The 24,946-nt window shown below is 41.4% G+C and carries 35 protein-coding genes and 1 pseudogene; 6 read left to right on the top strand and 30 right to left on the bottom strand.

What is annotated here, in order from left to right; translation table 11 throughout:
• Window positions 1–4: 4 nt before the first annotated feature.
• From K1I44_RS01940 to K1I44_RS01950, 3 genes are read right to left on the bottom strand one after another with little or no spacing between them, the layout of a single operon-like run.
• Window positions 5–2,242: a DNA internalization-related competence protein ComEC/Rec2 gene (locus tag K1I44_RS01940; protein ID WP_219985100.1), complete on the bottom strand. Its 2,238-nt coding sequence runs from the start codon at window positions 2,240–2,242 to the stop codon at window positions 5–7.
• Window positions 2,243–2,260: 18 nt separating this feature from the next.
• Window positions 2,261–2,728: a ComE operon protein 2 gene (locus tag K1I44_RS01945; RefSeq protein ID WP_003393864.1), complete on the bottom strand. Its 468-nt coding sequence runs from the start codon at window positions 2,726–2,728 to the stop codon at window positions 2,261–2,263.
• Between the two features lie 45 nt (window positions 2,729–2,773).
• Window positions 2,774–3,361 (bottom strand): helix-hairpin-helix domain-containing protein, encoded by a 588-nt coding sequence (locus K1I44_RS01950; protein WP_219985101.1) that lies wholly within the window; start codon window positions 3,359–3,361, stop codon window positions 2,774–2,776.
• Window positions 3,362–3,438: 77 nt separating this feature from the next.
• On the opposite strand from K1I44_RS01950, the gene comER reads away from it, so the two are divergent.
• Complete coding sequence (gene comER, locus K1I44_RS01955; protein ID WP_219985102.1) at window positions 3,439–4,269, top strand: late competence protein ComER; 831 nt, start codon at window positions 3,439–3,441, stop codon at window positions 4,267–4,269.
• Between the two features lie 62 nt (window positions 4,270–4,331).
• On the opposite strand, the gene K1I44_RS01960 is transcribed toward comER, so the two are convergent.
• From K1I44_RS01960 to K1I44_RS01995, 8 genes are read right to left on the bottom strand one after another with little or no spacing between them, the layout of a single operon-like run.
• Window positions 4,332–5,072: a class I SAM-dependent DNA methyltransferase gene (locus K1I44_RS01960; RefSeq protein ID WP_219985103.1), complete on the bottom strand. Its 741-nt coding sequence runs from the start codon at window positions 5,070–5,072 to the stop codon at window positions 4,332–4,334.
• Window positions 5,069–5,425 (bottom strand): ribosome silencing factor, encoded by a 357-nt coding sequence (gene rsfS / locus K1I44_RS01965; protein ID WP_219985104.1) that lies wholly within the window; start codon window positions 5,423–5,425, stop codon window positions 5,069–5,071. The genes K1I44_RS01960 and rsfS overlap by 4 nt, the downstream gene beginning before the upstream one ends.
• Window positions 5,422–5,997 (bottom strand): bis(5'-nucleosyl)-tetraphosphatase (symmetrical) YqeK, encoded by a 576-nt coding sequence (gene yqeK, locus K1I44_RS01970; protein ID WP_003393855.1) that lies wholly within the window; start codon window positions 5,995–5,997, stop codon window positions 5,422–5,424. The genes rsfS and yqeK overlap by 4 nt, the downstream gene beginning before the upstream one ends.
• A complete protein-coding gene (locus K1I44_RS01975) occupies window positions 5,987–6,553 on the bottom strand; it encodes a nicotinate-nucleotide adenylyltransferase (protein ID WP_003393853.1) in 567 nt (188 codons plus the stop codon). The genes yqeK and K1I44_RS01975 overlap by 11 nt, the downstream gene beginning before the upstream one ends.
• Before the next feature lie 10 nt (window positions 6,554–6,563).
• On the bottom strand, window positions 6,564–6,857 hold the full coding sequence (gene yhbY / locus K1I44_RS01980) for a ribosome assembly RNA-binding protein YhbY (protein ID WP_003393851.1): 294 nt from the start codon (window positions 6,855–6,857) through the stop codon (window positions 6,564–6,566).
• The gene (aroE, locus tag K1I44_RS01985; RefSeq protein ID WP_091703563.1) at window positions 6,851–7,675 is read right to left on the bottom strand and encodes a shikimate dehydrogenase; all 825 of its coding nucleotides are present in this window, start codon (window positions 7,673–7,675) and stop codon (window positions 6,851–6,853) included. The genes yhbY and aroE overlap by 7 nt, the downstream gene beginning before the upstream one ends.
• Before the next feature lie 18 nt (window positions 7,676–7,693).
• Window positions 7,694–8,797: a ribosome biogenesis GTPase YqeH gene (gene yqeH, locus K1I44_RS01990; RefSeq protein WP_219985105.1), complete on the bottom strand. Its 1,104-nt coding sequence runs from the start codon at window positions 8,795–8,797 to the stop codon at window positions 7,694–7,696.
• 5 nt (window positions 8,798–8,802) lie between these two features.
• Window positions 8,803–9,315 carry a YqeG family HAD IIIA-type phosphatase gene (locus tag K1I44_RS01995; protein ID WP_003393845.1) on the bottom strand — a complete coding sequence of 171 codons (513 nt, stop codon included), beginning with the start codon at window positions 9,313–9,315 and terminating at the stop codon, window positions 8,803–8,805.
• A gap of 281 nt (window positions 9,316–9,596) precedes the next feature.
• Here K1I44_RS01995 and K1I44_RS02000 point away from each other — a divergent pair, with 281 nt between their 5' ends.
• Window positions 9,597–9,737: a sporulation histidine kinase inhibitor Sda gene (locus K1I44_RS02000; protein WP_003393842.1), complete on the top strand. Its 141-nt coding sequence runs from the start codon at window positions 9,597–9,599 to the stop codon at window positions 9,735–9,737.
• Between the two features lie 10 nt (window positions 9,738–9,747).
• Here K1I44_RS02000 and K1I44_RS02005 read toward each other — a convergent pair whose 3' ends face one another.
• The gene (locus tag K1I44_RS02005; RefSeq protein ID WP_003393840.1) at window positions 9,748–10,542 is read right to left on the bottom strand and encodes a phosphatidylserine decarboxylase; all 795 of its coding nucleotides are present in this window, start codon (window positions 10,540–10,542) and stop codon (window positions 9,748–9,750) included.
• 127 nt (window positions 10,543–10,669) lie between these two features.
• Between K1I44_RS02005 and pssA the strand changes: the two genes are divergently transcribed.
• The 3 genes from pssA (at window position 10,670) to motB (ending at window position 12,882) form a co-directional block, all read left to right on the top strand.
• On the top strand, window positions 10,670–11,209 hold the full coding sequence (gene pssA, locus K1I44_RS02010; protein ID WP_003393837.1) for a CDP-diacylglycerol--serine O-phosphatidyltransferase: 540 nt from the start codon (window positions 10,670–10,672) through the stop codon (window positions 11,207–11,209).
• Window positions 11,210–11,342: 133 nt separating this feature from the next.
• A complete protein-coding gene (gene motA / locus K1I44_RS02015; RefSeq protein WP_003393834.1) occupies window positions 11,343–12,143 on the top strand; it encodes a flagellar motor stator protein MotA in 801 nt (266 codons plus the stop codon).
• Entirely contained in the window at window positions 12,127–12,882 is a 756-nt protein-coding gene (gene motB, locus K1I44_RS02020) for a flagellar motor protein MotB (protein ID WP_003393832.1), read from the top strand. The genes motA and motB overlap by 17 nt, the downstream gene beginning before the upstream one ends.
• 28 nt (window positions 12,883–12,910) lie before the next feature.
• Here the strand turns inward: motB and K1I44_RS02025 are convergent, their stop codons facing one another.
• On the bottom strand, window positions 12,911–14,227 hold the full coding sequence (locus tag K1I44_RS02025) for a TrkH family potassium uptake protein (protein WP_219985127.1): 1,317 nt from the start codon (window positions 14,225–14,227) through the stop codon (window positions 12,911–12,913).
• A gap of 175 nt (window positions 14,228–14,402) precedes the next feature.
• On the opposite strand from K1I44_RS02025, the pseudogene K1I44_RS02030 reads away from it, so the two are divergent.
• Window positions 14,403–14,780: pseudogene (locus tag K1I44_RS02030) on the top strand (sigma-70 family RNA polymerase sigma factor); the annotation flags it as partial.
• A gap of 20 nt (window positions 14,781–14,800) precedes the next feature.
• Here K1I44_RS02030 and K1I44_RS02035 read toward each other — a convergent pair.
• From K1I44_RS02035 to K1I44_RS02110, 17 genes are all read right to left on the bottom strand, one after another.
• Entirely contained in the window at window positions 14,801–15,448 is a 648-nt protein-coding gene (locus tag K1I44_RS02035; protein ID WP_219985107.1) for an SLATT domain-containing protein, read from the bottom strand.
• A 117-nt stretch (window positions 15,449–15,565) separates the two neighbouring features.
• Window positions 15,566–17,065: a recombinase family protein gene (locus K1I44_RS02040; RefSeq protein WP_219985108.1), complete on the bottom strand. Its 1,500-nt coding sequence runs from the start codon at window positions 17,063–17,065 to the stop codon at window positions 15,566–15,568.
• A 335-nt stretch (window positions 17,066–17,400) separates the two neighbouring features.
• A complete protein-coding gene (locus tag K1I44_RS02045) occupies window positions 17,401–17,757 on the bottom strand; it encodes a hypothetical protein (protein WP_219985109.1) in 357 nt (118 codons plus the stop codon).
• On the bottom strand, window positions 17,744–18,094 hold the full coding sequence (locus K1I44_RS02050; protein ID WP_219985110.1) for a hypothetical protein: 351 nt from the start codon (window positions 18,092–18,094) through the stop codon (window positions 17,744–17,746). The genes K1I44_RS02045 and K1I44_RS02050 overlap by 14 nt, the downstream gene beginning before the upstream one ends.
• A complete protein-coding gene (locus K1I44_RS02055; protein ID WP_219985111.1) occupies window positions 18,063–18,719 on the bottom strand; it encodes an ATPase in 657 nt (218 codons plus the stop codon). The genes K1I44_RS02050 and K1I44_RS02055 overlap by 32 nt, the downstream gene beginning before the upstream one ends.
• Complete coding sequence (locus K1I44_RS02060) at window positions 18,719–19,072, bottom strand: hypothetical protein (RefSeq protein ID WP_219985112.1); 354 nt, start codon at window positions 19,070–19,072, stop codon at window positions 18,719–18,721. Before K1I44_RS02060 ends, K1I44_RS02055 begins: the two co-directional genes overlap by 1 nt.
• 6 nt (window positions 19,073–19,078) lie before the next feature.
• Window positions 19,079–19,231, bottom strand: coding sequence for a hypothetical protein (locus K1I44_RS02065; RefSeq protein ID WP_168707726.1), 153 nt, complete (start codon window positions 19,229–19,231; stop codon window positions 19,079–19,081).
• Window positions 19,231–19,635 (bottom strand): hypothetical protein, encoded by a 405-nt coding sequence (locus K1I44_RS02070; protein WP_219985113.1) that lies wholly within the window; start codon window positions 19,633–19,635, stop codon window positions 19,231–19,233. The genes K1I44_RS02065 and K1I44_RS02070 overlap by 1 nt, the downstream gene beginning before the upstream one ends.
• On the bottom strand, window positions 19,635–19,775 hold the full coding sequence (locus K1I44_RS02075) for a hypothetical protein (protein WP_219985114.1): 141 nt from the start codon (window positions 19,773–19,775) through the stop codon (window positions 19,635–19,637). Before K1I44_RS02075 ends, K1I44_RS02070 begins: the two co-directional genes overlap by 1 nt.
• Window positions 19,766–20,047 (bottom strand): hypothetical protein, encoded by a 282-nt coding sequence (locus K1I44_RS02080; RefSeq protein WP_136260339.1) that lies wholly within the window; start codon window positions 20,045–20,047, stop codon window positions 19,766–19,768. Before K1I44_RS02080 ends, K1I44_RS02075 begins: the two co-directional genes overlap by 10 nt.
• Entirely contained in the window at window positions 20,047–20,508 is a 462-nt protein-coding gene (locus K1I44_RS02085) for a hypothetical protein (RefSeq protein ID WP_255573152.1), read from the bottom strand. The genes K1I44_RS02080 and K1I44_RS02085 overlap by 1 nt, the downstream gene beginning before the upstream one ends.
• Before the next feature lie 163 nt (window positions 20,509–20,671).
• Window positions 20,672–22,408 carry a fibronectin type III domain-containing protein gene (locus K1I44_RS02090; RefSeq protein WP_219985116.1) on the bottom strand — a complete coding sequence of 579 codons (1,737 nt, stop codon included), beginning with the start codon at window positions 22,406–22,408 and terminating at the stop codon, window positions 20,672–20,674.
• Entirely contained in the window at window positions 22,408–23,517 is a 1,110-nt protein-coding gene (locus tag K1I44_RS02095; protein WP_219985117.1) for a hypothetical protein, read from the bottom strand. The genes K1I44_RS02090 and K1I44_RS02095 overlap by 1 nt, the downstream gene beginning before the upstream one ends.
• A 65-nt stretch (window positions 23,518–23,582) precedes the next feature.
• Window positions 23,583–23,774 (bottom strand): hypothetical protein, encoded by a 192-nt coding sequence (locus tag K1I44_RS02100; protein ID WP_006323838.1) that lies wholly within the window; start codon window positions 23,772–23,774, stop codon window positions 23,583–23,585.
• A 278-nt stretch (window positions 23,775–24,052) separates the two neighbouring features.
• Window positions 24,053–24,211, bottom strand: coding sequence for a hypothetical protein (locus K1I44_RS02105; RefSeq protein ID WP_012574467.1), 159 nt, complete (start codon window positions 24,209–24,211; stop codon window positions 24,053–24,055).
• A 142-nt stretch (window positions 24,212–24,353) separates the two neighbouring features.
• Window positions 24,354–24,488 carry a hypothetical protein gene (locus K1I44_RS15305; RefSeq protein WP_255573153.1) on the bottom strand — a complete coding sequence of 45 codons (135 nt, stop codon included), beginning with the start codon at window positions 24,486–24,488 and terminating at the stop codon, window positions 24,354–24,356.
• A 4-nt stretch (window positions 24,489–24,492) separates the two neighbouring features.
• Complete coding sequence (locus tag K1I44_RS02110; protein ID WP_064214511.1) at window positions 24,493–24,711, bottom strand: hypothetical protein; 219 nt, start codon at window positions 24,709–24,711, stop codon at window positions 24,493–24,495.
• Window positions 24,712–24,946 lie beyond the last annotated feature (235 nt).

Genomic DNA, 24,946 nt, shown 5'->3' on the forward strand with positions numbered 1-24,946 from the left:
CATATTATGGTGAAAACGTCTGAATGGTGCTTATCCGCTCACGAAAACGAATAACGACAGCGCCATGTTCATCGGTGCGGAATATACGAACGTTATGATCGCGCAAACGGTCAATGACTTCACGATGCGGATGACCATATCGATTGCGGCGACCGACTGAAATGAACGCCACTTTCGGACGAATATGTTTTAAAAATAATTCAGACGTTGACGTTTTGCTCCCATGATGCCCAACTTTTAATATATCTACAGGCAATGACCGATACGTGCGTATGAGTTGCTGCTCCCCATCTTCCTCTAAATCCCCAGTAAATAGCCAATACACTCCTCCGATAAACGCATACAATACGACAGAACGACCATTTTCCGTCGTTTCATTTCCGAATGGGGACATAATATAAAATTGCGCATTCCCCACCTTCCAACGATGACCACTCTGCACGACTTGCACACGCGCACCATTTTTTATCGCTTGGGAAATAAGCGCTTGCTCTAAATCGCTTCGCTCCTTTTTTATCCCGACGATCAACGTTTTTATGCGAACCGCACGACATACATCCCTCGCATCCCCAATATGATCAAAATCGCCATGTGTCGCAATAAGCGCATCAATCGTTCGCACTCCTTTTGCTTTTAAAAATGGAACGATGACATCTTCTCCGACACGAAACGACTGTTTGCGCTCTTTCCACGGCTCATCCACCCATGACATCGTTCCTCCGGTATCAATGAGATAGACTGCTTTTCGATACGGCAGCTCGATATATATACTATCCCCTTGACCGACGTCTAACATGACAACTTCACCGTTCGGACGAAAAAACGGCAAAACGAAATGAACACCGATAACGACGGCAAATAAAAAGCGAAACGTAACCGCCCGCCGCTGTTCAAATGAGAGGAAAAAAACACATATCGCAATGATGTAGGCGATCATAAGCCACGTTGGTGGGCGACCGAGAGTAAGCATGAACGCGTCTGAAAGAGTAACAACAAGCGCATTCGTACGTTCAATGACGAATGTCAGCACGTATATGACGAGCGGGCTAACGAGCGGCACATATGCGTGTATAAACAACGCTGAAAAGGAAAGCGGCAAAATGACGAACGTATAAAGCGGAACGAAGATGACATTAAATGGGATAGATAAAAGAGATATTTCGTAAAAATGGTAAAGTAAAATCGGTAGCGTACTAACTTGCGCAACAAACGAAGTCATAAGTAGTTGATGAACAAATGATCGACCGCTTTGAATCCACGGAGAACAAATAATTAATGCAAAACAAACAAGAAAAGAGAGCTGAAAACCGAGATGAAAAATGATGTACGGGTCTTTCACTAATAAAAGAAGGCAAGACACGCTTAACACATCGAGCGTGCGAAGGTGAGAAGAAGCGAGAAGAAAACAACTTGTCATAATTGCTGCACGCATGACCGACGGGGCAGCACCTGCTAAAATGACATACAGCGGAATGCATAATAATAAAACCGTGCTCGCTCGTTCCCTCGTCATACCGAAGCGAATGAACAAATAAAAACAACCGCCGACAAGCAACGTCATATGCAAACCTGAAATAGCAAGTAAATGAATTAATCCTAACTTTTGATAACTCGAAAGAACCGCAGGATGAATATCGCTTCGCTCACCGTAAATGAGCGCTTGCATGAACGCACCAACATCGTGAGGAAAATGGTTTTGAATGTAGCGAATACCGTCTTGACGAATCGTCTGAAGCCGCTCCATCCATGTGATGTTGGCGCGCATACAACGTTCGAGTGAAGTCGGACGAACAATCCAATGTATGCGTTGGTGAAATAAATAGCGGCGATAATTGAAGGCATACGGATTAGTCGGCAAAGAAGGCCGCTCAAGCATCCCTTGGAGTGAACACGTTGTCCCTATTTGCAGTTCGTCCCATTGTCGCTTTTCTTCTTCCGTACGGAGACGATAAATCAGTTGCAGCCGTTCATTTTGCCATTGAACGACCGTCTTAACTCGATCGCCATCAACATAAATCGGAGCAATAAATCGAACAACGAGCGCCGTTTCGTTTCCTGAAAGCGTCGTCACATTGTGCTGATGAATCCAATGGCTCCACACCGAAAAAAATAAGTAACAGCTGACGTAAGCAAAACATTGCTTTCGCTTGCGCCAAAACAAAAAGGCGAAGTAAATAAGCGACAGCACGAAACAAACGACCGATTTCGTCAATATAGACAAGACGGCCAAGACGGCCGCCATCGCCGCATAAACGATACGTCATCTCCCCTTTTTATGCAAAAATGTCGGAATGGATTCGACATCAAACGGAACGTGCTGCACTTTAACACCTGCTTGTTCAAACAGCTGTAACGCAAACGGATGGTTTTTATAATCGTTCGCATAATAAACTGCTCGAATTCCACTTTGAATAATTGCTTTACAACATTGTAGACACGGAAAGTGAGTGACGTATATTTCCGCTCCCTCTGTTGGCACACCAAACTTTGCGCATTGTAAAATCGCGTTCATTTCGGCGTGAATTGTACGCACGCAATGGTTATCCTCCACATAACATCCTTCATCTATACAATGCGCCCCGCCTGCGATCGAACCATTGTAACCTCCTGCAATCATGCGCTTGTCGCGCACAATCGTTGCTCCAACTGCGAGTCTCGTACACGTGCTCCGCAGCGCTAATAAATGGCTTTGTGCCATAAAATATTGATCCCATGTAATTCGCTCCACTCGTTTCTCCCCCTTGTCCATTATGCTTTTAGTTTATCGCCAATTTTATCGGACGACAATTTGTTCTTTTATTTTTTCAAGCGATTTTTGGCCGATCCCGCTCACATGTAATAAATCTTCCACTTTTTGAAATGGACCGTGTTCCTCGCGATACGCAATAATAGCCGACGCTTTCGCGGGACCGATGCCGTCTAGCGTTTGCAGTTGTTCTGCCGTCGCTGTATTAATGTTGATTTTTTCACTCGAGCGGCTTGCATCGTTCGTCGTTGCCGCTTCCGTCGTTATTTCCTCTCCTTTCTTTGGTACATAAATCACCATCTCATCGTGCACTTTCATCGCCAAATTAACTTTCGTCTCATCCGCTTCATCTGTGAATCCTCCTGCGAGTTGGATGACGTCATGAACTCGGCTTTCCGGCGCTACTTCATATACGCCAACTCGTTTCACTGCTCCTTTCACATCGACGACAATGGACAACTCTTCTTTTTTCTCCTCTTGTTGTTCTTGCTGTTCTTGTTGTTCTAACGGTAGCGGCTCGATCGTCGTTTCTTCTTGCTGCGCGCCCCATATGACCGCCCCGATTACAATAATCGCGATATACACCCAACGTTCATACGTTTTTATCCATTTCATGCTTTCACCCTTTCATAAAAAGGATCGTTGTCGCATACATATGACGTATAGTGGTGACGGATAAGGGGGGAATACCGTTGAATATAGGATTTATTGGAACAGGAAATATGGGAACGATTTTAATTGAATCGTTCATGAACGGAAATGCAGTGAAGCAAGAACAACTATTTATTACGAACCGAACGCTTGAAAAAGCGTACAACATACAACGACGCTACCCAAATATACACGTGCTTAAAACGAACGAAGAAGTAGTAAAGCGAGCGACGATCATTTTTCTTTGCACAAAGCCGCTACATATGCCGATCGTATTAAAACAACTACAACCGCTCTTAACTGATGAGCACTGCATCGTATCAATTACGAGCCCAATTTCCGTCCAACAGCTCGAATCGCTCGTTCCTTGTCATGTCATTCGCGTCATCCCGAGCATTACGAACCGCGCACTCGCTGGAAGCTCTTTAATTACTGTAGGCGACCGTTGCCGAGACGAGTATCGGACGACGGTTGAACACATGTTTCGCTCTATTTCTCGTCCAATATACATAGACGAGCCTATTACGCGCATCGCCTCTGATTTGGCAAGTTGCGGCCCCGCTTTTTTTAGCTACTTAATTCAAAAATTTATTGACGCAGCGGTGCAACAAACACCCATTACAAAAGAACAAGCGACGACGTTAGCGACAGAAATGATCATCGGGCTAGGTGCGTTGCTTGAACAACAATTGTATACGTTGCCGACATTGCAGGAAAAAGTATGCGTCAAAGGTGGCATTACTGGGGCTGGCATTGACGTGCTAGAAAAAGAAGTGGGGGACTTGTTCGTCCATATTTTTCAAAAAACACATGAAAAGTTTTACGAAGAAACAGAAAAGGTGCGCCAACAAATCGACAATATTCGCCATTAACTAAAAAAATCCTGCTGCTTTGATAAAAAACGTCCCAAAAGCAAATGCTTTTGGGACGAATGTTATTTTTGCGCAACGAAAAAGATGCGCTCACTTTCATTTGTCGGCTGTTGTTCTGTAAAGTCGGCCCATACGTGCAACAAGCGAAATCCTGCATCTTTTAGCCACGTTTCGTATTGCGCCACATCGTACGTCCGCTGCACGTGCATTTCATCTACTCGTTCATATACACCTTCCTCTAGTTGAACGAAAAACGTCAGCTCATGTTCGACACTATGCGGCCGTGGACCCGGGTAACAATTCCATATATAACTTACTTGTTCATCATTACTTGCAAACGTCTCTTTCTGCAAAAAGATATGCTCCATTTTAAATAAAGAATGAACATCGAATAAAAACAGTCCGCCCGGACGCAATTGATCATATACGCGCGAAAACGTGGCGACGACATCTTCATCTTCCAATAAATAATTGAGTGAGTCGCAAAAAATAACGATCGTATCGAACGGCTCAAACGGGCCGAAATGACGCATATCTTGTTGATAAAACAAAACATGAACCCCGCGCTCTTCTGCTTTCATTTGCGCGATCGCCAACATTTGTTCCGACAAGTCAACGCCGGTCACATCAAACCCTTTATTCGCTAAACGAATCGCAAGTTCCCCTGTGCCACACCCGAGATCGAGAAGCCGCTTTCCAACATGATAAGAAGCTACCGTCCGTTCGACGAGCGCGCACCACGCATCGTAAGGAGCATCGCTCATCAGCTGATCATACCAACCCGCAAATCGTTCGTACGTCATGCTCCGAGATCACTCTCGATCCGCTCAAGCGGCGCATCTCCCCACAACCGTTCGAGATTGTAATATTCACGATCTTCTTTATGGAAAACGTGAACGACAACGTCTCCTAAATCAACTAAAATCCAACGCGCTTCATCAAACCCTTCGACACGTTTTACAGAAACGTGATGCTCTTCCGCTTTTTCTTTAATTTCGCGCGCAATGGCTTGCACTTGCTTATCGGAATTGCCATGGCAAATCATAAAATAATCGGCAACAAGCGAAATCCCTTTCATATTTAAAGCAACGATGTTTTCCGCTTTTTTCTCATCGGCTGCTTTTACTGCTATTCGTAAAATATCTCGTTCTGTCATGATGAAACCCCCTTTAACTTTTTCGCGATATCATTATACGTATGAAACGTATCAGGGTAAATCGGCTCATTTTTCTCCATTAAAAATTGAATGGTATTTTGCAGTGCGCGCAAAAGGGCGCGATCGATATGTTCTCTTGCTAACGCCCGCACATCGTCAACGCCCGGAAACGAACGATTCGGCTCAATATAATCCGCAATGTATACAATTTTTTCAAGCAACGTCATATTTGGGCGCCCCGATGTGTGATAACGAATGGCATTCAAAATGTGTTCATCTTGAATGCCAACTTCCGTTTGAACTAAATACGCTCCGACGGGCGCATGCCACAATTCTGGGCTATACATCAATAAATCTTGCGGCATTTGTTGCTCGATGATGATGCGCTTCATTTCCTCTTTTGAGCGGAACTTCGCATAATCATGAAAAATGGCAGCTAATTCTGCCTGTTGAACATCTGCTCCGTATAGAGTGGCGAGCTCTACCGCTGTTTCCATGACGCCTAATGTATGAATATACCGTTGCTCTTTTAATTGCTTGCGCACGATTGCTAACGCTTCTTCACGTTTCATACAACCGATTCTCCTTTATATATAATTGAACGGCTTTCGGCAACAAATACGCGACACTTTTCCGACGTTGAATGCGTTCACGAATAAGTGAAGAAGAAACTGCGAACATCGGGACATCTACTTCGATAATCGGATATGCCGTACGAAGCGAATACCCAGGACGTTTCACACCGACAAATTGCACGAGTTGAATGAGCTCATCAATACGATACCAACGCGGTAAATATTCGACCATGTCCCCGCCGATAATAAAGTAAAACGTTGTATTTGGATACCTTTCCTTCAATAAAACAATCGTATCATACGTGTATGATCGCTCTTCTCGTTCTAATTCAATCGTTTCTACGCGAAAGTGCGGCTCATCGCCAATCGCCGCATAAAGCATATTGACGCGATGCGTATGATCTGTCACTTTATTTTCTTTATGCGGCGGCATGTAGTTTGGCATAAACCATATTTCATCTAGTTTTAGCTCCGTTCGGACATCGTCTGCAATTAATAAATGTCCGTAATGAGGCGGATCAAACGTCCCACCTAAAATGCCCACTCTTTTCACTTCGTCTCTCCTATGTTGGCAATACAATTTGTTTATGTTCACGTGATTCTTTATATAACACGATCGTATGGCCGATCAATTGGACGATTTCCGCCCCCGCGCCCTTCGCTAATTGCTCAGCAACAACTTCCTTCTCTTCTTCGCAGTTTTTTAATACGCTCACTTTAATTAACTCTCGCGCTTCAAGCGCATCAGCAATTTGTTTAATCATATTGTCATTTACGCCACCTTTTCCCACTTGGAAAATCGGCGTTAAATGATGGGCTAAAGAACGTAAAAATCGTTTTTGTTTTCCTGTTAACATGTTTTTCCTCCTAACTGTTGTATGACAAGTTGTTCCATTCGTTTCGTATTCGGGAATATACCTGTCCATTTTTCAAACGCGAGCGCACCTTGATAAACGAACATGCCGACGCCGTTTTGCACGCGTGCACCTTTTTCTTTCGCTTCTTGCAGCCATTTCGTCATGAGCGGATTATAAATAATGTCGCTTACGATCGTATCTTTTTTTACATGCCGAAGGGACAGCGGCGTCGCATCGACATGCGGATACATGCCGACAGACGTCGTGTTAATAATGATATCGTACTCCCCTACCCGCTCTTCTGCTTCTTCAAGCGAATATACAGACGATTGTTGGACAACAAACGCCTCTGCTTTTTTGACTGTTCGATTACATACATCGACAGCGGCGACACGATGTTTAAGAAGAGAGAAATAAATGCCGCGCGCTGCTCCACCTGCACCGACAAGCAAAATGCGCGCACCTGACAATTCGACGTCCATTTGCTCGCATAGCGCTCGGACAAATCCTTCACCATCTGTATTATAACCAATCCATTTGCCGTTTTCATTGACGATCGTATTGACCGCACCCATTTGTTTTGCGGTTTCATCTAATTCATCGACATATTCCATTACCGCCGTTTTATGCGGAATTGTCACGTTCAATCCTGCACACTGCAACGCTTTTAACCCTTGTACCGCCTCTTTTAACATGTGCGGCTCGACGTGAAAGGCGTGATAATGCGCATGAATGCCGAGCGATTGAAATGCATCGTTATGCATGAGCGGCGATAGCGAATGATGTACAGGACAACCAATGAGCGCAAATAATTTCAAACTCCTCTCCCCCTTGCATTAAATGAGCGACTTGCGCAACATGACGCCAACGCCTTTCGGTGCGTAAGCGATAACGTGAGCGCCCGGCTCATGACATGTCACCCAACCAAGACCTGAAAAAACGATATCCGTCTTCGGCTCTTTTAACGTAAAATGGTGGGCAACGAGCGGCGGCAATTGCTCACAGTAACTTTTGCGCGGTGGCTGCAACAGTTCGCCTAAATGTTTTTCATATAACTCATCGGCATGTTCGCGCTTCGTCCGATGAATAAATAGTTCATTTGACATATAACATACAAATGGGCGTCTTCCACCGCTTACATAATCTAACCGAGCCAGCCCCCCGAAAAAGAGCGTTTGTTGTTCGTTTAATTGATACACTTTCGGCTTTATTTCTTTTTTCGGCGTAATGATTTTTAAATCTTTTTTGTCGACAAAATGAGCCATTTGATGATGATTAATAATGCCCGGTGTATCGTAAAGCGCTGATCCGTCATCGAGCGGAATTTCAATCATATCGAGCGTTGTTCCCGGGAAATACGACGTCGTAATGACGTTTCCTCTCCCTGTCGCCTCTTTAATGATACGATTAATAAATGTTGATTTTCCAACATTCGTACAACCGACAACATATACGTCTTTGCCGTTACGATACTCATCAATCGCTGCCATCACTTCTTTCATGCCATAACCTTTATTAGCGCTTACTAAAAAGACGTCGCGCGGCTGTAGTCCGAGCTCCCGTGCCGCCTGTTTCATCCATCGCGTCACTTTTTCATGTTTAACCGACTTCGGCAATAAATCGACTTTGTTGCCGACAAGCAACACGTCTTTTTTTCCGACAAATCGATGTAACCCCGGTAGCCAACTACCGTTAAAATCAAAAATATCAACAATTTTCACGACCAATCCGTCCGATTGTCCGATGCCGTTTAAAATGTTTAAAAAATCATCATCCGTCAACGACACGTCTTGCACTTCGTTGTAATGTTTTAAACGAAAGCAACGTTGACAAATAATCGGATCGCGCTCGAGCGCTGAAGGAGGCGCATATCCAATTTTCTTTTCATCTTCTGTTTGAATCGTTACTCCACATCCGATACAAATGACTTGTTCACTCATTTCGATCACTCCCAATGAATCATACCTTTTTTTCGCATCATATTTAAAATTTTTCTTTCTATGTTTCGATTAATACGGGTAAAAAAGCCGTCTGTTTGCGCAACAGGAACGACTAAAATCGTATGTAATCCGATCCGATTGCCGCCGAATACATCGGTAAGAAGCTGGTCACCGATGACGACAACCTCTTCTTTTTTCAGCCTCATATCGTGCAACGCTTGTTGAAACGCTCGCGTCAACGGCTTGCGCGCTTCGAAAATAAATGGGATGCCAAGCGGTTTAGCGAACGCTTCTACTCGTTTTTTATTATTATTGGATACGACCGTCACTTGAATGCCGCTTTGTTTCATTTGCTCGAACCATCGAACAACGTCTGGCGTCGCAAGCGGACGATCCCATTCAATTAACGTATTGTCTAAATCGGTAATAATTCCTTTTATTCCTTTTTGCTTCAGTCGCTCCGGGGTAATTTCAAAAATGCTTTTTGCGTGTTCATTCGGCAAAAAATATTTTAACATCTTTGCTCATTCCTTTTTTCATTTTTTACATAAATAAACAAATTGTAAAATTTTTCGACAAAATCCGACCATTTTCACAGATTGTGGATAACTTTATACACATATTCCACACTTATTTTTCAACTTTCTCTCCATGTTATAAACAACACATCCACAACTTATCCACGATGACATGTGGATAATCAGAACGATTGTTCTTGTTTTTAATTTATGGTAAAGTGAAGATAAACCTACCATTATATGTATACCTTCATTCACATATACGTAAGGAGGCGAAAAAAATGAAATGTTTACCTGACGACTTATTAATTGAATCATACTACAAAGCGAAAGAATTGCAACTGAGCCCAGAGTTTATTCAACTAATCGAACGAGAAATTGTCCGCCGCCGTCTTCACCATAAGCTAAAGCAGTCGTCATAAGTTCGGGCTCTCACTCGCTTTTTTCTTTTAGACCGAGGAGCCCGAGCCGTTGTCCCACTTTAACTTCTAACGGCGGAACAATTTGCTCATCTAACGTGAATACTCCTTTTTCGAACAACAATACGACCGTTGAGCCGAACGAAAAATATCCGATTTCTTCTCCTTTTTTGACGTAGTCATGTTCGTGCGTTAGCTCAATGCTATTTACAAACATCGCTCCGACTTTCACAATGGCCGTATGCATACCATTTGTACACAGTTCCGTAATCCTTCTGTAATTTTTAGAAAGTGGATCCTTGCCATATTTCAACCCAAGGCGATTTACAGGGTATGACTTCCCTCCGAGCGCCCATTGCTTCACAACTTCCCCACATATTGGGCTATGAATGCGATGATAATGGCTCGGACTTAAATACAAAATAATAAACGTACCGTGCAAATACTTTTCAGCGATGCGATCATCGCCAAGCATTTCACGTATAGAGTACGTTTTTCCTTTGACGATGATTTCTTTTTGATCCGTAATGATGCCAACATCTTCAACAACTGCGTCCACAGGGCTAACGACGCTATTTGGATGTTCATCGATTGGGCGAAGTCCTTCTTTCAACGTACGAATGAACAGTTGTTGTAACGTTTCATATTCATGCAGTTTTTTTTCCATTTCTTCTTCATTGACTTTATATACTTTCGCATAAGATGGAATAATGAAGCGACTCCACTTTGAACTTGTAAACGAAGCGAGCCATTTAGATGTCATTCGTCGATTTGTCAGTTCGATCAACAGGCGATATAGCCATTTCATGAGCGTTTCCCCCCTGAAGTAAAGATTATCCTTTACTAGTTTGCTTATTATCAATAAAATATTAGTAACCGAGTAATATGTTTGGCAAGTGGGTCGGCACGATTTTCAAATAAAGGAGTGGGCACTTATGTTTTTATCCGATTATATTGATCATACCATTAAAAAGCTTAAAGCGCATACGGCGAACGTATTGACGTTAACAAACTTAAGCTTAGGTGGCTTTGCCATTTTATTTGCAGTGAAAGGACAACTTAACGTATCCGTATTATTCATTTTTCTAGCAGCGCTTGCCGACCGCTTCGATGGAACGGTCGCTCGAAAAATGAACATCGAATCCGACCTAGGCAAACAATTGGACTCAATGAGTGATATTATATCATTTGGGGTAGCACCTGCACTATTACTTTATCAAGGTTTATTGCACGAATTTGGCGCACCTGGTTCGTTCTTCACGATTTTTTATATCGGTTGCGGAGCATTTCGCCTTGCAAGATTTAACATTACTGAAAGTAACGGTTATTTTACCGGTTTGCCGATTACTGCGGCAGGTTGCTTATTGACGCTTAGTTATTTGACGATTCACTATTTCCCACCTTACGTCTTTATTTTTATTATTTTTACGCTTTCTCTTTTAATGGTCGGTTCGTTTAAACTGAAGAAAATGTGACGATTATATTAGACGTCCCTTGAAGGTTTCCACTTCAAGGGTTTTTTTCGTACAAATTTCCCTTTTCAAACATTCGGATAAATTATATGATAAACTTGGATTTATTTTTCATTCTACAACTAGAGGTGATATCATGGACCGTACGTCCTTAATTGGGCTCATTCTTGGCATTATTGCAGTCGGTGTCGGAATGGTGTTTAAAGGAGTTAGCCCAGCTGTGCTCGTTAACCCTGCGGCGATTTTAATCATTTTATTAGGGACAGCGGCCGCAGTAACCATTGCCTTTCCAACGAAAGAAATTTCGAAAGTCCCAAAGCTATTCGGGGTAATTTTTAAAGAGTCGAAAACGCCAAAAATTGAAGAATTGATTCCACTTTTCGTTGAGTGGGCGAACATCGCTCGCCGCGAAGGGTTGTTAGCGCTAGAAGCGAAAGTCGCCGAAATTGATGACCCATTTTTGCGCAACGGATTAAGTTTAGCTATTGATGGACAGTCACAAGAATTTATTCGCGATGTAATGACTGAAGAAATTGAAGCGATGGAAGAACGTCATTTAGCGAATGCAACTATTTTCACACAAGCAGGAACGTATGCTCCTACACTTGGGGTACTTGGTGCCGTTGTTGGGTTAATCGCTGCCTTACAAGATATGTCTGATATTGAACGTCTCGGTCACGCGATTAGTGCGGCGTTCGTCGCAACGCTTATGGGTATTTTCACCGGATACGTGCTTTGGCATCCGTTTGCGAACAAATTGAAGCGGAAATCGAAAGAGGAAATTAAAGTGCGGCAAGTGATGATTGAAGGGGTGCTCTCTATCATCGAAGGACAAGCACCGCGGGCGATTGAACAAAAACTAGCTTCTTACTTGCCGATGAGCGAGCGTCAAAAACTTTTAGGACAAGGAGCTCAAAATAATGGCGAAAAAGCATAAAAAGCATCATCATGAGGAACATGTCGATGAGAGCTGGTTAATTCCGTACGCCGACCTACTGACGTTGCTGTTGGCTTTGTTTATCGTATTATTTGCCAGCAGCCAAATCGACTCTCAAAAGTTTATGCAAATTGCTCGCGCCTTTAATAGCGTGTTTACAGGGGGCACAGGAGCGCTGCAATATTTAAGTCCGATTGAACGCGAAGAAATGGATTCGGTCATTAAAGATTCTCCGAGTCAAAAGCCGTATGTAAAAATTTCAAAAGAAGAATACGAGGAACTAAAAAAGATTCAAAGTAAATTTAACGAATATGTAAAAACGAATCAATTAAGTGGGGAACTATCTGTCGCCATGACAGAAGAAGGACTGCTTGTGACGATCGCAAACGACGTATTGTTCGATTCAGGTAGCGCCGATATTAAACCGCAATATCGCGATGTCGCTAAAAAAATATCGAATTTGCTCGTCATGAACCCACCGCGCAACATCGTCATTAGTGGACATACAGACAACGTGCCAATCAACAATGCAAAGTTTGCTTCAAACTGGGAATTGAGCGTCATGCGCGCCGTTAACTTTATGAAACTATTGCTTGAAAATACAAAATTAGACCCGCAACTATTTAGCGCAAAAGGATACGGTGAATTTAAACCGATCGCATCTAACGCAACAGCTGAAGGACGAGCGAAAAACCGACGGGTAGAAATTTTAATTATGCCGCAAGAACCGGCACAATAAAAGCGAGGGGACGCTCCCTCGCTTTTGTTCATCCTGTCAATATATCGCCATTTGGATAACGAATATTTGTTTTTTTCGGCTTCGCAATCGAATAAACAAGCGTCAACGGGCCTAATTTTCCAAACAACATGACGACAATGATAAGCAATTTACCAACCGACGATAAATGCGGCGTCATATTCATGGAGAGCCCCACTGTGCCAAACGCAGATACGACTTCAAATAAGAGCGCAAGGACGGATGCATCCTCTGTGAGCGTCAAAGCTAGCGTCACGACAAAAATAAACAACATGCTCATCGATGCAATGGCTAACGCACGCAAAATAATTGTATGGCGAATAGTACGCTGCCAAATGACCGTTTCTTCTTTCCCTTTCAAAAAGCTCAACACCGCAAAAACGATCACCGCAAATGTCGTCAGTTTAATTCCTCCACCTGTCGATGTACTTCCTGCCCCAACAAACATAAGGAAAATCATGAACATCGCTGTCGGCTGGTCAAGTGAACCTACATCAATCGTGTTAAATCCTGCTGTTCTCGGCGTAATACCTTGAAAGTACGATGCCCATAGTTGCTCGGAAAGTGAAAGGGAACCGAGCGTTTTCGGATTATGATGTTCAAGTAAAAAGAAAAAAACAGTCGCTAACACGTTCACAACGAGCGTCATAACTAACATGAGTTTCGTATGAATGGACAATTTTCTCCAACGACGTTGATATAACACATCAAATACGACTGTAAATCCAAGGCCACCAATAACAATTAAGGAAGTGACCGTTATGTTCACGATCGGATCACCGACAAACTTGGATAAATTATCAGGCCATAACGCAAACCCAGCATTATTAAATGACGCGATCGTGTGAAAAAGACTGTAGTAAAGCCCTTTCGTCCAACCCATTTTCGGAACCCAATCGATAGCCAACAATGCCACGCCAACGAGCTCCATAAATAAGGAAAACAACAGCACGTTACGTGCTAGCCGGATGACGCCCCCAAGTGACGGTTGATTCAACGCTTCTTGCATCAACATGCGCTGCTTCATCCCAATTTTTTTGCCAAGGACGATAACGACAAGCACCGCAAACGTCATAATTCCAAGCCCACCAACTTGGATAAGCACCATTAAAACGATTTCCCCGAACGTCGTAAATGTAGATCCTGGATCAATCGGTGCTAATCCCGTTACCGTTGCTGCGGACGTCGACAAAAATAATGCGTCAAGCCAACTAATTTCCCGTTCTGTCGCAATCGGCAGCTTCAACAACATTCCACCGACAACGACGAGAAAAAGAAACATAAGTGCTAACAACTGCGGTGGGTTGAGTTTTAACGGTTTTGTCATTCCTTTTCGCACGACTCATCCTTCTTTCACGTCATGTTTTTATATTTCACGATTATATATCATTTTCTTCATTAAACAAAGAAGGAAAAAGAAAATAAAGTGTCCAAACACGAACAAGTTTTCTAATGCATATACATACATAAGCAACAAATGACCACCTGTGAGGTGAACGAACATGGGCACGATTTTTTCTGCGCTTGCTTTGTTTGTAAAAGAGCTCGTCTTTTTAGTTTCTTATGTAAAAAATAATGCCTTTCCACAACCGCTTGATGCAAAAGAGGAAGCGATGTATTTGAAACAGATGGCGAAAGGAGATGAGCATGCTCGAAACAAGCTGATCGAACATAATTTACGTCTCGTCGCTCACATCGTGAAAAAGTTTGAAAACACGGGAGAAGATCCAGAAGATTTAATTTCGATTGGCACGATCGGCTTAATTAAAGCAATTGAAAGCTATTCCACCGGGAAAGGAACGAAGCTTGCCACTTATGCCGCCCGTTGTATTGAAAATGAGAATTTAATGTCTATAGTATGCGTAAATAAATGCAAAAAACATCCGGTGGTTCGGATGTCTTAGAACTTAATTATTTTTATAAGTTTTGAAAACAAGTAGATTAATAGTAATAATAGAATAGGGTAAATCGCTATTAGAGTGTTGAACAAACCCTCCGCTATTTTGTACTTAATTATCTCTTCTTTAAATTCCTTTTGTTTTTCAGGTGTAGACATATAAAAATCAATATTTAGATGATTTTCTTTTCCTATAATCAATTTTTCGTATTCACGTTGAAATTCTTTTAACTTATTTTCAGTCAACACTTCTTGACTCGCTTCAAATCGATCCAGTTTATTAGTAAGAACATCTAACTGTTGATAATTCGTCTCGAAATTCCCAGCCCTTTCTTTATAATTTTTTGCATTTATGAACATTGTGAAGTACGTTAGAGATAACGATAAAACAAGAAGAATTTTGGCTGCTAATAATCCCATTTCACCAGATTGATTAAGAAACCACACAGACAGGATCAAAACAATTAAAGAGTAAAAATTCGTTATTTTTTCATAGTAACTATTTTTCCTTCTCAGTCTTTTTGACGCTTCTATCCGAGAGTGTCTTGTTGCTTTAATACGCCTCTTTAAATCTCTAAACTCCTTATATAACGGCGAGTTTTCAGGATCCTTCGTTATATTCTTACCTTGTTCCTCCCTATCCTTGTGCATTTCACCATCTCCTTCCGTTTAACACATTACATCAAAAAAAATAGAACTTTCTACACAAACAAATCGACATTTTCCGACAAATATTTGATAATAAAAAGACACCAGGGCAGGTGCCTTCTAAAACAAATGAATTTCAATATTTTCTTTATCGATAACCCTAATTTCTTTGACAACCTTGCGGATCAGCGTTTGTTTAATTTCAAAGTCAAGTTCTTTTTTGTGATTCAGAAAGAAGTCAATTGCTTCTTGTAAAATGTATCCGGTTGGCTTATCTTCTTGAATCGCTCTCAATTGCTGTTCGAGCTGACTGTATTGTTCAATCAGCTCTTTTTCTCGTTGCTGCAAGTGTCGTATTTCTTCTTTCACTTCTTCAAGATCAAGTTCATCGTCATCGGACATTGTGACAAGCGACAGCAGGCGTTTACGTCCCTTTCTCGCTCGGTCAATCTCTTTTTCTAGCCTTTCTAGTTCTTTCTTTTCATAGCTATTTTCAACGTCAGCGACCGGTTGGAATTCTTGTATTCGTTCTGGATGGTTGAATAGATCAAGTAAATATGTCCATACCTCATGTTCGATTTCGTCCGCGCGAACGACCATTCCGCAACCACGGTGTTTTGCGCCAGCTGTATTTTTTATGTCTGTATACTCTCGAAAGTATTTACCCCAATTTTTTGCGTATCGGCCAGTCATTGTATTTCCGCATTGCGCGCAACGTAAAAGGCCCGAAAGCAAGTATTGACGCTTTGCTGCTTTTGTATATCTTCTCCGAGACTGCTCTAAAAGCATTTGTGCTTGTCTAAATTGTTCCTCTGAAATGATAGCTGGAACATCGACGTATATCCATTCTTCTTTTTGCCGCAAGCGAATTGGTACTTTGTTTTCCGTACGATACTTATTAGCCAGTCTTCCTTCTGTATTCCATTTGTTTTGCGGTCTTTTTCCCATATATGTTTCATTCATCAATATTTGCCGCACAACTTGCCGATGCCACACCGTTTTTCCTGTTTTTGTCGGTATTTTTCGCTCAGTCAAATGCAATGCAATACCGTTTATGCCTTTAAACCGTTCTTGTGTAAAGCTATCAAATATAAATCGGACGATTTCAGCCTCGCTTTCGTTTATTTTGAGCTGTCCCGTCTGTTTATCGTAATCGTAACCATATATTCGATCGTTTTTCACAACTTTTCCTTGTTGCGCTTTTCTTTTCCGCCCTGCCATCGTTCTTTCGCGAATTTTTGCTTTTTCAAATTCCGAAATAGCTCCGCGCATCGAAAAAAACAATTTTCCCTCCGGCGTGTTTGCATACTCACCATTGACAAACAACAATTCAACATTGTATTTGCGAAACTCATCATCTAGCAGCAACTGATGCATGAGATTACGCGCCAGTCGATCGGGATCGTACACAATGACAGTATCGATCACTCCGTTTCGTATATCATTTCGCAAGCGTTCCAGCCCTGGACGCTCAAGAAACTCGCCGGAAAAGCCTTCATCTTTGTATATCATTACATCGTCCGTTTTCGCCTTTTGCTTCGCTTCTTCGATCTGATGAGCAATTGAATATCCTTTCTGTGCCGATTCCTCCGTCGATACCCTTGCGTAGATAGCCTTCATCCTCTGCTATCTCCCTTCTATATATCTTCAATAAATAATGATAGCAGGCTTGAATATTGTTGTCAGTATGCTTTCCTTTTATAATTCGTACATTCATCTCGCATACCTCCCTTTTTTGAAGATATGCAGGTGATGTTTGTACAAATGAAAAAAAAACAGATAGCATGCTTGCACATGTTATCTGTTTCTAGTCGATAATAATTTTGTACTTTTCAAAACAAATGCGCTTAATTTCTTCAATCTCCTGTGCGTAAATATACGCGAGAAACTTATTCCCACTCCGCTTTGCTTCTGCAAGTATATATCGTTTGCGGTAGTATTCTTTTATTAGCTCATCAACACATTTTTGCAATTTGCAATCCCTCAACTTTGCCTAAAATGTCGCTCAACAGCTTGAATACTTCACTGCTTTCTACACTCATATTTTCTCTTTGTGCCTGTCGCTCAATCTCAACTGTATATGTTGACAAAAATGCATGTAACATGCTTAGTTCGTCATCATCAAGCTCAATATCATGCAACGTTTTCTTTTCATTGAACGATGTAATTTTGTCTAAAATTGAGTCATAAACGTTTAGCCTTTTCTTTCCTTCCCAAAACCCGTAATTACGCTTTAACGCCTTTTTAATTTCTTTACGCATAATACTCATATGCAAAATGAGCATAGCTAATTCATCATTAGTTAGTTGCATGTTTTTTTTCCTCCAATCTTATTTCAGATACATATTCATTCAACTTCTCCTTTTCCTTTTCTGTCAGTTCTTCAATTTTCATAAAAAAAAATGAATTTCTTCCGATACGGATTCGCCGGTCAGCAAACTGTTTCACGCGTTCCCAGTGCATACATACAGATGGAAGCAAAATATACCCCATCCGGTTGACAATGTCTTGCGCGATTTCAAGCTGTTTGAAAAAATAGAATTTCTGCGTGATTTTTGCGAATTTCACGGCTGGAATGGACGGAAAATGATACAACAATGTACGTGGATCTTTATCTTTATAGTGCTCCGGCACTAGTGAGTAGTTCATGGGCAGCCCTCCTAACCGTTTTACGCGCTTTATCATGAATTTCTTCAAGTGTTTGGAAAAACTCATTTCCTTCTCGTTCCGTTGACGGGAGAGGAAAACCTAGTACCATCGTGTCTGTGTCATATAAGCCAAGTTTGAAAATTTTCTTTGCCTTCCACATCGGCAAAAACTGCTTATGCATAAATTCCCCTGTTTGATAATCAGTAAAATGAATTGCAAAGCCTCTATCACCAATTTTTCTAACGTTGATTAATACTTCAACGATTTGGCGAATACGACTGTCAACATTGTTGATAGACGGTGAGCAATAGATTTGAACACTTTTCATTTTTCTTGTAAACATCATTACTTCTGTCGCAATTGTCGAGCCATATTTTGACCATTTTCGGTTAGAAAACGCCATTTGCGCTTCATCCCAGCAACATATGCTCCCCTGTGCTTCAGCTACTTTGTACCAATCTGTATAATGTTCAAGAGGAATCGAATCTTTTAAACCGTAATTTGAAAATAGTTGAATATCACCGCCACGCGCACGCACTTTTTCTCGCCAATAGTGCGCAAAGAGAGACATCATCAATGTTTTCCCAGCGCCTAACGGACCTTGTATGAAGAAATGATGTGCCACTACCGTTTTCCTCCCTTCTCCACACCGTTCGGAGCAACAATCACAGGCTTCGGTGGTTTAGGAATAAGAGCTTCGATTGTATCAATGTAATATTGCGGATCAGCGACAAGAACCTTACCTTGCATAATGAAATTGATAATTTCGCGATACGGATCGCTTTTTCCGTGCAAATATTCGTTTTTTGAAAGACTCTCAAGCAATAAAATCGCTTTAACCTGCCATTCTTGTAGTTCTTGAGCTTTCGTTGTCATTTCCTCAAGAACTTGTTTAACGTCTGATATGTGCTGCACTTGCGGAAACAAGTCATCGGAAATGACACTTTGTAGTTTTTCAGCATTGCTTGTTCCTTGCATATGCGATCACCCCTTTACAAGTTCGACAAGCTCATTGACCTTCTTTTGAAGACGCTCGATGCAAGGATAATTCCATTGCTCATCTATGCTCGCCATTTCTTCGATTGTGTCTATCATTCCTTTCAATTCAAAAATTAGAAAGGCTATTTGATTTTGCATCACGATCCACCTCCGGAACAGCTTGAAATACCAAGGATGATGAATGCAAAGAACACAAGACCGAATAGAAGTATTTTCGTTAAGTCGAATTGACTTTGTGGCTCTGGTTGGCGATACGACGTGATTTGCCGCAATACAATGCTTTTTTCAAGCTCCGCAAGCCGTTTTGTTTCCTGGACAGAACGCGACGGCGCACGATAGAAAAAATGTCGTCCTTCGATACCTGTCGTTACCTCACAATCGTGCATCGGAACACAATATTTTCCGATTACATATATTGCATTGTCGCGAATTTCATCGATGCGTTGAATGTCGCTTGTTTTTTGTTCGTCGTCGAACACAATGAGAATATCGTTCGTTTCCGGGAAAAACTCATCTTTTTCTTTTCGTTTGAAGAGTGCCATTAGATGACCGCCTTTCTTTGTTGTTTTTTCTTTCTATTTGAAAACTGAACAATCTTCCAACCGAAAAACGCGACAACCCCAACGCCTGACGCTGCCCCAGCGCCTAGCGTAAACATATAGAAAAACGCATCTACCACCATTTCACACCTTCTTTCAAAGAATAATAGAGCCGCATAACAGAACGGAAAATAAGCAACGATCCGAGAATAACCACTGACATCAGCGCCGATGAAATGACAAGCTGCCATGCGTTCGGCATATCGCCGAAAATCGCTAAATATTTCCCGACATTCAGCCCTTGCGCCGTTATTTGCCCTACCGCGTGCAATTTTTCTATCGCCATATCTAAAAATGTGATAGGAGGATTGAAAATTTTATCGATGAAACCTCGAATTTGCTCCTTGATCCCCATTATTCCCCTCCTATCCGAATTGAGGATAATAACTTAATCGCTGCAACAGCTGTAAACATCCACAGAATGAAGAGCAATATATACGCGATCGGTTCAAGTTTAAGTGGCTGCATTGCGGTAAAGATTTTTCCAAGCATTTCTGAATATCCATTTCCACTTCCACTCCGCGGGACGTATACAAGACTTGCTAGTGTACGACCAAAACCAACAAAAAGGGAGACAATCATTTTCGCAAGTTCAAAAAACAAGAGGAAAAGCTTGACTGCTAGGACACCAATTTTGTAGAGAAAATACAACAGCCCATCGATCAATGCGTAAATAACTTCAAAAAAACCGATGAACAAGTCAACAAGCCCTTGAAACAGTCGTTTTAACAATCGCCCGATCCATTTTATACCGCCCCATATAACATCAAAGAGCCTTCCAAATGCATCTGTTAAAATTCCACCTACAACAAACATGTATACATACATCATTACCACCTGCTACGTCTAAAAGCATCATATAAAAAAGTGACGAGGCGATCTGAAAATAACACTACAACAAAAAGAAATATGGCAGGCGTGAGATACACCATGTACCGTTGAAAAATTATTTCCATTACAGCTTGTAATATGCTGAAATTCATTGTTTTACACGCCCTCCCTTAGCAAATGATTTTTTGAAAAAGTTGAAAATCGGCCTCCAAAAAATGAACACAAAGGATAAAAGTAAAAACGGTGCTACCCAGGCAAGAATACTTACTACCGTTTCCAAAAAATCTTGAAAGCTTAAAGGAAAATCAATTTTTCCCCCTATGCTTGGAACGTTGACAGCTTGCCCTTTTGTTCCATAGTCACCAATAGGAATGAGCGTCGCTGCATATGCTCCAAAAAAGTCCGTTTTCATATCTTCTTTTCTTACTATGATTTGTTTCGTTGCTGCGTCTACCTGTGCATATTCTCGGCCTTCAATTAGCAGCTTCACTGTTCCTCTCGCCGGGCTTGTCCATGTGACGACATAGTCGCCGTTTTCGTTTTGCGTTGTCGCCACGCCAGTTAAGACCGGAACAGGCTCGGACGGTGTTGTCGTTTCAATCGTTACCCCTTGCGACTCGTTCCCTTCAATATTGACCGATGTCACCTTGTACGAATATGTCGTGTCCGGCGTGACGGTCAAGTCTGTCCAGTACGTTCCGTTCGTTTCGAACATCGGCGTATAGCCATCCGATGTGGTTTCGGCGGAAACAGATGTCGTGCCGAATAATTGATCCCAAAATGATTTTTGTTCGACCTTCTTCCGATAAATTTTAGCGTGTGAGAAAAATTCACTATCCGGTCGTGTCCAGGAGAGTTTGACACGGTCGTATTTTGCGTCGGCTTGTAGGTTACCTACGTTATCAACAATCGGGGTTTTAGTTCTCGCTGTCATCGTCACTCCTTCTGATTCATTTCCGGTTTCATCAAATGTAGTTATCTTAATCGTATATGTTGTGTTGGGAATTAAATCAGTAAAAGAATATGATGTTTTCGTTTTATCTAAAGTTGCTACTAAAACATTGTTTAAGTATATTTTTGTTCCTGCGAAATCTAATTCATTGGGGGTGAGAAACATTAAGTCAATTTGTTGAGTTTGAGAAAATATCTCAACATTTCTCACCTCACTTGGTGGAAATATATCTCCTTTAGGAAAGGTACTCCAAGATACTCCATTAAGTAATTCGGCATTAAAGCTGTTACCAGAACTATCATATGCAATTAATCCATTCATTTCCTCAAAAAGCCATTCTCCCAAGATAGTATTACCCCTAGATATCTTTACATAATCTATATAGCCTTTAAAATATTTAGAGCCAGTGTCAGGGATGTCTCCATTTCCAGCATCATTACCTATTATTAATGCATTTTTTAAACTATATGTGATACTTCCTGTTACATTAAGCGTCCTTTTTAATTCCCCATCAACATAAAAATAAATTTTTGAGCCATCGTATCCTCCTTTAAAAACATGATACCCTGGTGTCAACTCCGATAGAGGTATCGATACCCCGCGATAGGACGATCCTATATGAAATACTACCCCAATTGTATTTCCCGTAAAGACACTACTATTAATAGTTAGTGCGTAGCCTCCAACTTGTGTATTACTAACAACAGCAGTCCAACCTCTTTTTCTTAGTTCATCCCAGTCTGCATATACCCCTGCTTCTATTTCCAACTTATCAGTTGGTTGCAACACAGGTGAATATTTTACCCTCACATAATCGTCAATCCCGTCAAAATACAATCCATTTGTCCAACCTGTTGCATGAACTTTTTGTATGTTTATTGATAATAAAGATAATAGAAAAAATGTAAAAATAAATTTTCTGAACCTTACCACTATCCCCCCACACCTCCATCTGGATCATCAGGGTGTTTTTTGTAGTATTTTGATCCTTGTATGTCGTCTTGGTTTGGTATTGGCACGTTGTTGCTGTTGTCCCCAGGGCTTGGCGGTGTATCGCTGTTTTGGTTTGGTGTTGGAGCATTGCCGATGTCCGGTGTACCATCTTGATCTTTTGGTACTGGTAATTGCGTGTCTGTTTCTTTCGGCTTTCCTGCATCCCATCCTTTTGGATCCGTTTCTCCTGGGATTGGCATGCTTGGAAAGTCAGGAAGTGTACCAAGTGGATCTGAAATATCCCATCCTCCTGTTGGGTCAGCACGTTCTTCAATGACAGGTGCTTCGCTTTCAATTCTTCCTTTCGTAAATCCCGATGTATCAAGCCCTGGATCAGGCATACTCGGAACTTTATTTCCTATTCCTCGTGTGTCCAAGTCAGATAGTTCCGCAGGTTCGTTCGGTACACTTGGTGCTGGCCCTAGAAGCGTCCCTATATCGGATACAAGTTGAGGAACGATTGTATCACGAAAAACGGTCGCCACCTGGTTCCAGTTTGGTGCTGGTGGAATTGCATTTTTTATTTCTGTTAGTTTTCCTAGGTATTGATCCCACCCTGGACACGAGAAAAGGTCACAAGCATTACAGGTATTTGAATCACTTCCCCCCATGTCGTCATAATTCCCATATGATGATGAATCACACGAGGGATTTACTAATCCCGTCACATGAATTTTAATGCGAATAAGTAAGTTGTCCGTCGCCCCAAAAAATTCAGCTTTATAGTATCTGTTGCATGAAAAATAAAATCCATTAAAATAGCTCCATCCGTAGTCTGCCGCCGTCCTTGTTTTCGGATTCAATGGTGTGCTGAACGAAGAATCGGCGTAGTCAGATACCCAAAGCTTTTTTATACTTGTTCCTCTAAAGTAAACAAGAACAACATCCATACCATGATAATTTGGATTATAATGCAACGGCGTACTGATTAAATTTTGCGGATCGTAAACTTCAATTACTTCAAACTCCCCTGCTGCTGAAGCAAAAAAAGGCTTGGAAAATGATACAAGGAGCAAGAAACAAAGTATGATGTTGATTTTCTTAAACATCTAAAATACGACACGCCCTTTCTATGGAAAAAGGAGGATCGCTCCTCCTTTTTCTTTGTTCTTGCTTATCGCGATGCAGCGCGACCAAAAATTGATTTGATAAAAGCAATAATTTTTGGTGCAAAACCTAATGCGATTGCCAAGAGTACGAATGGTCCAACCCAACCAAGTAAAGAGTTCACACTTCCAATGACATCTGAAACAGTAAATGGTAAAGAAAGACCTGATAAATCAATAGCAGCTCCTAAAACAGGCATGTATAATTCCTCCCTTTAAATTTTTTTTATATTTCACTAGCATTCGCTAGTTGAAAACCTAGTATCTTCGAATTTCGTAGTCCTCATTATTTTCGCTCTTGTCAATTTGCTTTGTATTCGCAAATGATTTTTTCATCATGGCTATAAACATGGATAATGCTCCAGCCGCAGCCATAATCATGATTGCTGGTGCTACATAGAAAAGTATCCACTTGACGTAGTACCAAAACTCGTCCAACCGTGCAGGTGTGAAAAATGTCTGAAATTCCGGCATAGTATCACGACCTCGATCTGATCGCTACGATCACACCGTGCAAAAGCATTCCTACCGCCACAATAGCTATAATCAACATTATGAAGGGAGCAACTGTTTTCAAAAGAAAGCCAAAAACGCCCCAAAAAAACGCCCAATCAAAAACATTACCAATACTTGACATTATTACTCCCTCCCTGTCTCTCTATAAATGGCGATAGTTAAAAACAAGATGGTTAAGAATATTGACCATGTTGCAATTCCTGTCATCACGTCCGCATTCCCGAAAACTGCCTTGAAGGCATACGCTGCAAGTGTTCCAGTCGTCACCATCTATTTTTCACACCTTTTACGATCGAAAGAAAAAACATCGTAATTGGAAATGAGGCGATACAGGAAGTCATGATGATGAGGTACGTCGCAAAAATGTCCTTCGGTGTTCCAAAAACAATAGAATACATTTTTTTACCTCCTCATCATCCGTTCTAAAAACATAAAAATGAGTGTTGCTGCAATCAAAACCGATATAATCATTTCACCTAGTGTGATTTCATGAATGATATGAATATTCCCTTCTGGCGTTTCAATTGTTGTATGTGATCGCAAGTCAACATATTGCTGAACATCGTTTTGTGCTATATCGCCATTGGAAGTATTGTCGGTTTGGTTTTCAGTTTCATTCATGAACATCACCCCCACAATTCAAATGTACAGATAATTTTTGCGCTTTCATATCACCAAAAAAATTTGGTCATATAATAAAAAATCGGACGAAAAGAAAGTTTTTCGTCCCAGACTGTTGAAAAACGATTTTGTCAAGGACAAAATCGTTTTTCTTTTGTTAATATGTTAAAGGAAAACTATGAAGAAGGAGAGGTAGAAGTATGTACCGTCCTTTCTCCAAGTCAGAATTGAAAAA

This window comes from Anoxybacillus sp. ST4, from assembly GCF_019448545.1.
GTDB classification, from domain to species: Bacteria; Bacillota; Bacilli; order Bacillales; family Anoxybacillaceae; genus Anoxybacillus; species Anoxybacillus pushchinoensis.